This window comes from Blastococcus sp. CT_GayMR20 (assembly GCF_004570345.1).
The window spans coordinates 1-7,909 of the sequence record NZ_SPQM01000180.1; the positions used below are offsets into that span (position 1 = coordinate 1).

Annotated in this window: 7 protein-coding genes and 1 pseudogene; 3 read left to right on the top strand and 5 right to left on the bottom strand. The window is 73.4% G+C overall.

Translation table 11 applies throughout. The features are described from left to right. Both E4P40_RS24490 and E4P40_RS24495 read right to left on the bottom strand, forming a co-directional pair. Nucleotides 1-1,420 (bottom strand): cation acetate symporter (locus E4P40_RS24490; RefSeq protein ID WP_135160965.1); only part of this gene is annotated, 1,420 nt, incomplete at its 3' end. Continuing rightward, a complete protein-coding gene (locus E4P40_RS24495) occupies nt 1,413-1,799 on the bottom strand; it encodes a DUF485 domain-containing protein (protein ID WP_135160966.1) in 387 nt (128 codons plus the stop codon). The genes E4P40_RS24490 and E4P40_RS24495, both read right to left, overlap by 8 nt. Before the next feature lie 137 nt (nt 1,800-1,936). Here E4P40_RS24495 and E4P40_RS29165 point away from each other — a divergent pair. Both E4P40_RS29165 and E4P40_RS24505 read left to right on the top strand, forming a co-directional pair. Beyond that, nucleotides 1,937-3,067, top strand: a pseudogene (locus tag E4P40_RS29165) (PP2C family protein-serine/threonine phosphatase); the annotation flags it as partial. Between the two features lie 176 nt (nt 3,068-3,243). Beyond that, nucleotides 3,244-4,485 (top strand): Rieske 2Fe-2S domain-containing protein, encoded by a 1,242-nt coding sequence (locus E4P40_RS24505; protein ID WP_245160562.1) that lies wholly within the window; start codon nt 3,244-3,246, stop codon nt 4,483-4,485. On the opposite strand, the gene E4P40_RS28355 is transcribed toward E4P40_RS24505, so the two are convergent. Both E4P40_RS28355 and E4P40_RS24510 read right to left on the bottom strand, forming a co-directional pair. After that, nucleotides 4,482-4,634, bottom strand: a complete 153-nt coding sequence (locus tag E4P40_RS28355) for a hypothetical protein (protein WP_167762364.1) — start codon at nt 4,632-4,634, stop codon at nt 4,482-4,484. The genes E4P40_RS24505 and E4P40_RS28355 overlap by 4 nt on opposite strands. After that, complete coding sequence (locus E4P40_RS24510; RefSeq protein WP_135160969.1) at nt 4,631-5,869, bottom strand: MFS transporter; 1,239 nt, start codon at nt 5,867-5,869, stop codon at nt 4,631-4,633. The genes E4P40_RS28355 and E4P40_RS24510 overlap by 4 nt, the downstream gene beginning before the upstream one ends. 107 nt (nt 5,870-5,976) lie before the next feature. Here E4P40_RS24510 and E4P40_RS24515 point away from each other — a divergent pair, with 107 nt between their 5' ends. After that, entirely contained in the window at nt 5,977-7,176 is a 1,200-nt protein-coding gene (locus tag E4P40_RS24515) for an MBL fold metallo-hydrolase (RefSeq protein WP_209305501.1), read from the top strand. Nucleotides 7,177-7,178: 2 nt separating this feature from the next. On the opposite strand, the gene E4P40_RS24520 is transcribed toward E4P40_RS24515, so the two are convergent. Continuing rightward, the coding region (locus tag E4P40_RS24520) for a DNA-formamidopyrimidine glycosylase family protein (RefSeq protein WP_135160970.1) at nt 7,179-7,909 on the bottom strand (731 nt) is incomplete at its 5' end.

The window sequence follows — 7,909 nt, forward strand, 5'->3', positions numbered from 1 at the left end:
CGACCGGCGAGAAGATGATCAGCCCCACGCACGCGATGAGCCCGCCGTAGATCGACCACAGCGCGCCCTGGGTGGTGAAGTTCTTCCAGAACAGCGTGTAGAGGATCGTCGGCAGGTTCGCCGAGGCCGCGACGGCGAACGCCAGCGCCACCAGGAAGGCGATGTTCAGGCCCGCCTGCAGCGCCAGGATGCCCAGCCCGATGGAGATGGCGCCGATGACGACGGCGGTGATGCGGGCGACCCGCACCTCACCGTTCGGCGGCACGTTCCCCCGCTTGATGACCGACGCGTAGACGTCGTGCGCGAACGACGCCGAGGCGGTGATCGTCAGGCCGGCCACGACGGCGAGGATCGTCGCGAACGCGACCCCGGCGATGATGCCGAGCAGCGCCGTCCCGCCGAGCTCGAAGGCGAGCAGCGGCGCCGCGGCATTGACCGCGCCCGGTGCCGCCAGGATCTCGTCCGCGCCGACGAGCGCGCCCGCGCCGTAGCCGATGATCAGGCTGAACAGGTAGAAGATGCCGATCAGCCAGATCGCCCAGACGACCGAACGACGGGCGTCCTTCGCCGTCGGCACGGTGTAGAAGCGCATGAGGACGTGCGGCAGGCCCGCCGTCCCGAGCACGAGGGCCAGGCCCAGGGACACGAAGTCCAGCTTCGACGTGCCCGTCGCGCCGTACTGGGCCCCGGGGGACAGGACGTCGCGCGGCGTGGCCGCACCGCCCGCCACCTCGGACGCGTCGCCGAGCAGCGAGGACAGGTTGAAGCCGTACTTGCCCAGCACCCAGACGGTCATCACGAACGCGCCGATGATCAGCAGTGACGCCTTGATGATCTGGACGTACGTGGTGCCACGCATGCCGCCGACGAGCACGTAGAAGATCATCAGCGCGCCGACGATCGTGACGACGACGGCCTGCGCCGCCTCCCCGGTCACGCCGAGCAGCAGGGTGACGAGCCCGCCCGCGCCGGCCATCTGCGCCAGCAGGTAGAACAGCGACACGGTGAGGGTGGAGATCGCGGCGGCCATGCGGACCGGCCGCTGCCGCATCCGGAAGGCCAGGACGTCGGCCATCGTGAACCGGGCCGTGTTGCGCATCAGCTCCGCGACGAGCAGCAGCGCCACCAGCCAGGCCACGAGGAAACCGATGGAGTACAGGAAGCCGTCGTAGCCGTAGACCGCGATCGCCCCGGCGATGCCCAGGAACGACGCGGCCGAGAGGTAGTCCCCGGCGATCGCGAGGCCGTTCTGGGTGCCGCTGATGTTGCGGCCGGCGGCGTAGTAGTCCGCGGCGCTCTTGTTGTTGCGGCTCGCACGGAACGTGATGAACAGCGTGACCAGCACGAAGGCGCCGAAGATGGCGATGTTGACGGCCGGCTCGCCGATCGTGCCGCTGTCGGCGGCGAGGAGGTCAGACACGGGTGGCCCCCTGGCTGTCGGCGGTGCCGGAACCGGCCCGGTAGTCGTGGTGCTCGAGGCGCTCCCGCATCTCGTCGGCGATCGGGTCGGTCCGCTTGTTCGCGTGCGCCACGTAGAGGTGCGTGATGACGAAGGTGGAGACGAACTGGCCCAGGCCCAGCAGGATGCCGAGGTTCACGTTGCCGAAGACCTCGGTCGACATGAAGTCGGGCGCGTAGGTCGAGAGCAGGACGTAGAGCAGGTACCAGGCGAAGAACGCGAACGTCATCGGGAACGCGAACGCGCGGAACCGCCTCTTGAGGTCCACGAACTCGGGGGAGTTCTGGGCAGCCAGATACTCCTCGGGGGTCAACAACCGGCGTTCGTTGGGTTCGCTCACCGAGCACTCTCCGTTGGGTGACGTGTGCGGACGATGCGGGATCGTTTGTGGCCGCCGTCACTGTAGGGGCTACCAGCTGGTACTCCAGGTCACAACTGGAGATCCGTGACGCGAAATCCGGGTGTTAGTTTGCGGCCATGTCCGGCCGTCGGGGCAGCCCCGTGCCGCGCGACGGGCTGCCGCGGCGCCGGACCCCCGGCGCCCTGGTGTCCGGCACGTCCGGACGGGTGGCGCTCCTCGTCGTCCTGCTGGCGGCGGTCTTCGCCGCCATCCGCCTGGTGAACCAGCCGAGCCTGGCCATCTCGGTCTACGCGCTCATCCCGATCCTGCTCAGCGTCTTCTGGTTCGAGCTGACCGGGGGGCTGGCGACCGCCACCACCGCGTCGCTGTTGTTCGTCGCCGACGAGGTCGCCTCGCCCTCGCCCGAGCTGGCCGACGGCACCCTCTGGATCGCCCTGCTGAACCGGGCCATCGTGTTCTTCGGCGCGGCCCTGCTGCTCACCTTCCTGGTGCGGCGCGAGCGGGCGCTGACCGTCCGCGTCCAGGCGCAGCAGGACACGCTCGCCGAGCTCGAGTCCCTGCGTGCGGCACTCACACCGACGGCGGTGCCGGTCCGCCCGAACCTGCAGTTCGCGACCGCCTTCACCCCCGCCGACGGGCTGGTGGCCGGCGATTTCTACCTCGTCGTCCCCGGGTCGGGCGGGAGCACCACGGTGGTCGTCGGCGACGTCGTCGGGCACGGGCTCGAAGCGGCCCGCTGCGCGGCCTTCGTCCGCTCCGCGCTGGCCACCTTCGCCCGCTTCACCGACGATCCGGTGCAGCTGCTGCAGCTCGCGAACGCCGCGCTGGTGGAGCAGGCCGAGGACGGCGCCCGGTTCGTGACCGCCGTCTGCCTGGTGATCTGCCCCCCGCCCGGCCGGGAGATCCTGTGGGCCGCCGCCGGCCACGACGCCCCCTGGCGGCTGGACAGCGGCGAGCCCCTGCAGGGCGGCCGCGTGGGGTCACCGTTGGGCGTCGGGACGGCGCTGCGCGCCGCCGGCGTCGGGCGCGGCACCCTGCCCCCGGGCGACGGCATCCTGCTGTTCACCGACGGCCTGACCGAGGGCCGCAGCGTCCGGCGGAGGCCGGGGGTCACCCGCGAGCTCTTCGGTGAGGAGCGCGCCCGCCGGATCCTGCACGAGCACCGCGGAGCTCCCCCGGCCGAGGTGCTCGACGCGCTGGTCGCCGCGGTCACCGAGTTCGCCGACGGCCCGCTGGCCGACGACCTCTGCCTCGTCGCCGGGCGGAGCCGGGCCCCGGCTGACCGGCGGGCGTTGCACAACCTTCCGACCGTCGTAACGAGTCCACAACCACACCCCGGTGCAATGGGCCCATGGCCGCGATCCCGACCGCCCCGACCGGCTGGTTCCCGGTCGCCCGCGCCGCCGACATCGGCACGACTCCCGTGCCCGTCAGCGCCGGCGAGTCCGCCTATGTCGTCGTGCGGCTGCGCCCGGGCGGCGAGGTCAGCGCCTTCCCGGCCCGTTGTCCGCACCGGCTGGTGCCCCTGGCGGCCGGCACGGTGAGCGGAGGGCGGCTGCAGTGCCCGGCGCACGGCTGGCGGTTCGACGGCGACGGCCGCTGCGTCGACGTGCCCTCCCTGGGGACGACGGGGACACCGCCGCCGCGGGCCGACCTCGCGCTGCCCTGGGCGGTCGAGGAGCGCCACGGCTGGGTCTGGCTGGCTCCCGAACGGACGACGGCGACGCTCCCACCCCGGCCGGCGACGCCCCCGGCCCCGGCGGCCGCCCCGGTCCCGCCGCAGCCGGCCGGCCCGGTCTTCCACAACCTGGAGCCGTCGCTGGCGCACGCCTGGCACCCGGTCGCGCTCTCCCGCGAGCTGCGGCGGGGCGGCTGGCTGCAGGTCCGGCTGCTCGGGCGCAACTGGATGCTCCGCCGGGACGGCGAGGAGGTCAGCGCCGAGCCCCCGGCCTACGGCGTCCGCGAGCGGCTCGGCGTCATCTGGCTGGCGCCGGACGAGCCCGCCGACACCGACCTGGAGGTACCGGAGGCGGCGGACCGCCGCTTCGTCCCGGGCTGGCTGCCTCCCCTGCGCTCCCCCGGACCGGCCGGGCCGCTGGCCGACACGTTCCTCGACGCCACCCACGGCCCGTTCGTGCACGCGACCACGATCGGCGCGGCCGACGTCGGCGAGGTGGCGCCCGGCGAGATCACGCTCGAGCGCGGCGGCTTCACGAGCGTGCAGGAGCAGTGGTGCGACAACCCGCTGGACCCGGAGGTCGCGACCGGCGGCCGCTCGCTCCGCCAGCGGCGGCGCACGACCTACATCTACCGGGCGCCGTTCCAGCTCCGGTTGCGCCAGGAGTTCCTCGACTCCGGGGCGACGACGACGATCGTGTACCTCCTGCAGCCGGAGGACCTGGACTCGACGCGGCTCTACGTCTGCGTGCTGCTGTCCTCGGGAGGAGGCCAGCCACTGCCCCTGCCGGCGGCGGTCACCGCGCAGGTGGTGCTGCAGCACCAGATCCTGGCGGAGGACGTCCGGTCGCAGGAGACGCTCGCGGTGCGCGGGCTGCCCCTCGACCGGCGCGACGAGGTGCACGTGCCCGCCGACGGCCGGGGCGTGGCGCTCCGGCAGGCGCTGTGCGACTTCATGGCGGTCGGCCGGCGCCAGCTCGCCGCCTAGTCCGGCCGGAGCTCGGCCCCGCACTCAGGGCACCGGGTCGGCGGGTCCTCGTCGGCCAGCCGACCGCAGTCCGGGCAGACCCGGCGCAGCCAGCAGGCCGGATCGCCACCCTCCTCGACCGGTTCCGGCGTCGGCCGGCTGTCGCTCATGGCCCCGTCCTACCCGTCTCGTGCCGGAGGTCCCGGACCGGGCGGACGGCGAGCACCGCGACCGCGACCAGCGCGTAGAGCAGGCCGCCGATCACGGCCACTCGCGCGTCCCCGAACGCCGCCGCCACCGGGATCACCGCCAGCTGACCCATCGGGACGGTGACGAACGCTCCCAGCGTGTCGATCGACGCGACCCGGGCCAGCGACTCGTTCGGGACGTGTTCGTGCAGCGACGTCTCGTAGGCGACGCCGTAGACGCCCGTGCCTGCGCCGGAGAGGAAGGCGCCGACGACGAGGACGGCGACGGGCACGTCCAGGCCGAGCAGGACCAGCGGGACCGCGCCCAGGACGAGCAGCACGTGCCCGGTGCGCAGCAGGTGCACGAAGGTGACCCGGTACATCACCACCGAGCTCACCAGGAGACCGGCTGCGCTCGCACTGAGCACCAACCCCCACGCCGCGGCCCCGAAGGAGTCCTCCGCGATGACCGGCCCCAGCACCCCCCAGATGCCGGCCTGGAGGAAGTTGATCACCGCGAGTGCGACGGATCCGGTCCAGACCCACGTCAGCGAGCGGAAGGTCCCCCACCCCTCGCGCAGGTCGCGGAGCAGCGTCGCCCCGGCGGCGCGGACGGGTGGGGGAAGCCGCAGCCGGCTCATGAACGCCGCGGCCAGGAAGTAGGCGACGGCGTCCGCCGCGACGGCCCAGCCGCCGCCTGCCCCGGCGACGAGGAGGCCCGCGACCGCGGGACCGGCGACCTTCGCGGCGTTGCGGGTGCCGCTGAGCAGCGAGTTGGCGCGCTGGATCGACGGACGCGCCACGAGTTCGGGCACGATCCCGATCAGCGCCGGGCCGCTCATCGCCTGCAGCGTGCCGTTCAACGCCGCGACGACCGCGACGGGCAGGAGCGAGTAGTTGCCGGTCAGCAGCAGCGTCGCGGTGCACGCCTGGGCGACCCCGGAGCCCAGGTGCGAGACCACGAGGACGGCGCTGCGCGAGAACCGGTCGGCGACCGCCCCGCCGAACAGCTGGAACAGCGCCAGCGGGACCGTGTACGAGGCGACCACGATGCCCAGGTCACCGGCGGAGCCCGAGGCCTCGAGGATCGCGAAGGTCAGCGCGACCCACACCATCGAGCTGCCCAGCAGCGACACCAGCCGCCCCGCGAAGAACCACCGGAACTGCGGGTCGGCCAGCGGGTGCGCCGCGGCGACGGGCTCGGCTCCGGTGGTCACGACCGCCGATTCTGCCGCCCCTGTGCCACCGTCCGGCACACGCTCGCAGGTGTGACATCGATCCGGAACACCCCGGTTGCACAGCTTCGGCTGGGACACTGGCTCCCGTGTCGTCCCTGATCCGTCGCGGCGCGCTGGTCGCCGCCCTCGCCGGCCCGGCCGGGTTCGTCGCCCGCGCTGCCTGGGGGCTGCCCCGCGCGCTCGGTGCCCACCGGCGCCGGCTGCGCCCCGTCGTCGCCGGCTCGCCGCACTTCTCCGACGGCAAGTTCCACAACACGCTCGAGACCCCCGCGCTGGCCCCGGCGAACACCCGTGACGGGCTGCTGCGGCAGTGGCACGAGGAGCGGCACGTCGGCCTGCCGGGCGCACCGATCCCCCTCGCGCACGCGGAGATCCCGGCCGAGGCGGCCGAGCTCGCCGTCACCTGGTTCGGCCACGCCAGCGCCCTGCTCGAGGTGGACGGCCGCCGGGTGCTCGTCGACCCGGTGTGGGGATTCCGGGTGTCGCCGTCTCCGGTGTTCGGGCCGACGCGCCTGCACGAGCCGCCGGTCCCGCTCGAGGAGCTGCCACCGGTCGACGCCGTCCTCATCTCGCACGACCACTACGACCACCTCGACCTGCCGACCGTCGAAGGGCTGCTCGAGACCCAGTCGGCGCCGTTCGTCGTCCCGCTGGGCATCGGCGAGCACCTGCGCAAGTGGGGCGTGCCCGAGAAGCGCATCGTCGAGCTCGACTGGGAGGGCGAGCACACGATCGGCGACCTGACGCTCACCTGCACCGAGGCGCGGCACTTCTCCGGGCGGTACTTCCACCGCGACACCACGCTGTGGGCCTCGTGGGCGATCAGCGGCCCGCGGCACCGGGTGTTCTTCGGCGGCGACACCGGCTACACCCCCGCGTTCGCCGGCATCGGCGCCCGCCTGGGCCCGTTCGACCTCACGCTCCTGCCGATCGGCGCCTACAACGACGCGTGGCACGCGATCCACATGGACCCGGAGGAGGCGATGCGGGCGCACGGCGACCTCGGCGGCCGGGTGCTGCTGCCGATCCACTGGGCCACGTTCAACCTGGCCTTCCACCGCTGGGCCGAGCCGGTGCAGCGGCTGCTCGCCGCCGCCCAGCGCACCGGCGCGCAGGTCGTCGTCCCCCGGCCCGGTGAGCGGGTCGACGTGCTGGACCCGCCGGCGCTCGAGGACTGGTGGACGGCGGTCGGCTCGCTCCCCGAGGGCGAGCACGTGCACACGCAGGGCCCCGGCAGCGCGCTCCTGGTGCGGGCCGCGACGCGCCTCCTGCGGATCGGCAGCTGACCTCAGCGCAGGAGCTTCGACATCCGGCGGTCGGCCAGCGGCTTGCCACCCGTCTGGCAGGTGGGGCAGTACTGCAGCGACGTGTCAGCGAAGCTGACCTCGCGCACGGTGTCGCCGCAGACCGGGCACGGCAGCCCGGTGCGCGCGTGCACGGTCAGCCCCGAGCGCTTCTCCCCCTTGAGCGTCGCCGCCTTCTGGCCGACCTGCCGGTCGAGCGCGTCGGTCAGCGTCGCCCGGATCGCCTCGTAGAGACGGATCTGTTCGTCACCGGTGAGCTTGTCGGCCATCTTGAACGGCGACAGCTTGGCGGCATGCAGGATCTCGTCGGAGTAGGCGTTGCCGATGCCCGAGATCAGGGTCTGGTCGGTGAGGGCGCCCTTGAGCTGCCCGCTGCGGGCGGCCATCAGCCGGGCCAGACCCTCCTGGTCGACCTCGAGGGCGTCGGGCCCGAGCCGCGCGATCCCCGGCACCTCCGACGGCGACCGCACGACGTACACCGCCAGCCCCTTGCGGGTGCCCTGCTCGGTGAGGTCGAAGCCGTTGCCGTCGTCGAGGTGCACGCGCAGGGCCAGCGGCCCCTTTCCCGGCTTGGGCGGGGCGGGGGGCAGGGCGTTGCGCCAGTGCAGCCAGCCGGCCCGGGCCAGGTGGACGACGAGGTGCAGGCCCGACACGTCGAGATCGAGGAACTTGCCGTGCCGGCTGGCACCGGTGACCTCGAGCCCGGCCAGCGCGC

Excerpts from the sequence above, each read along its gene's own strand:
- E4P40_RS28355 (WP_167762364.1), bottom strand. The coding sequence starts at position 4,634 with ATGAGCGACAGCCGGCCGACGCCGGAACCGGTCGAGGAGGGTGGCGAT.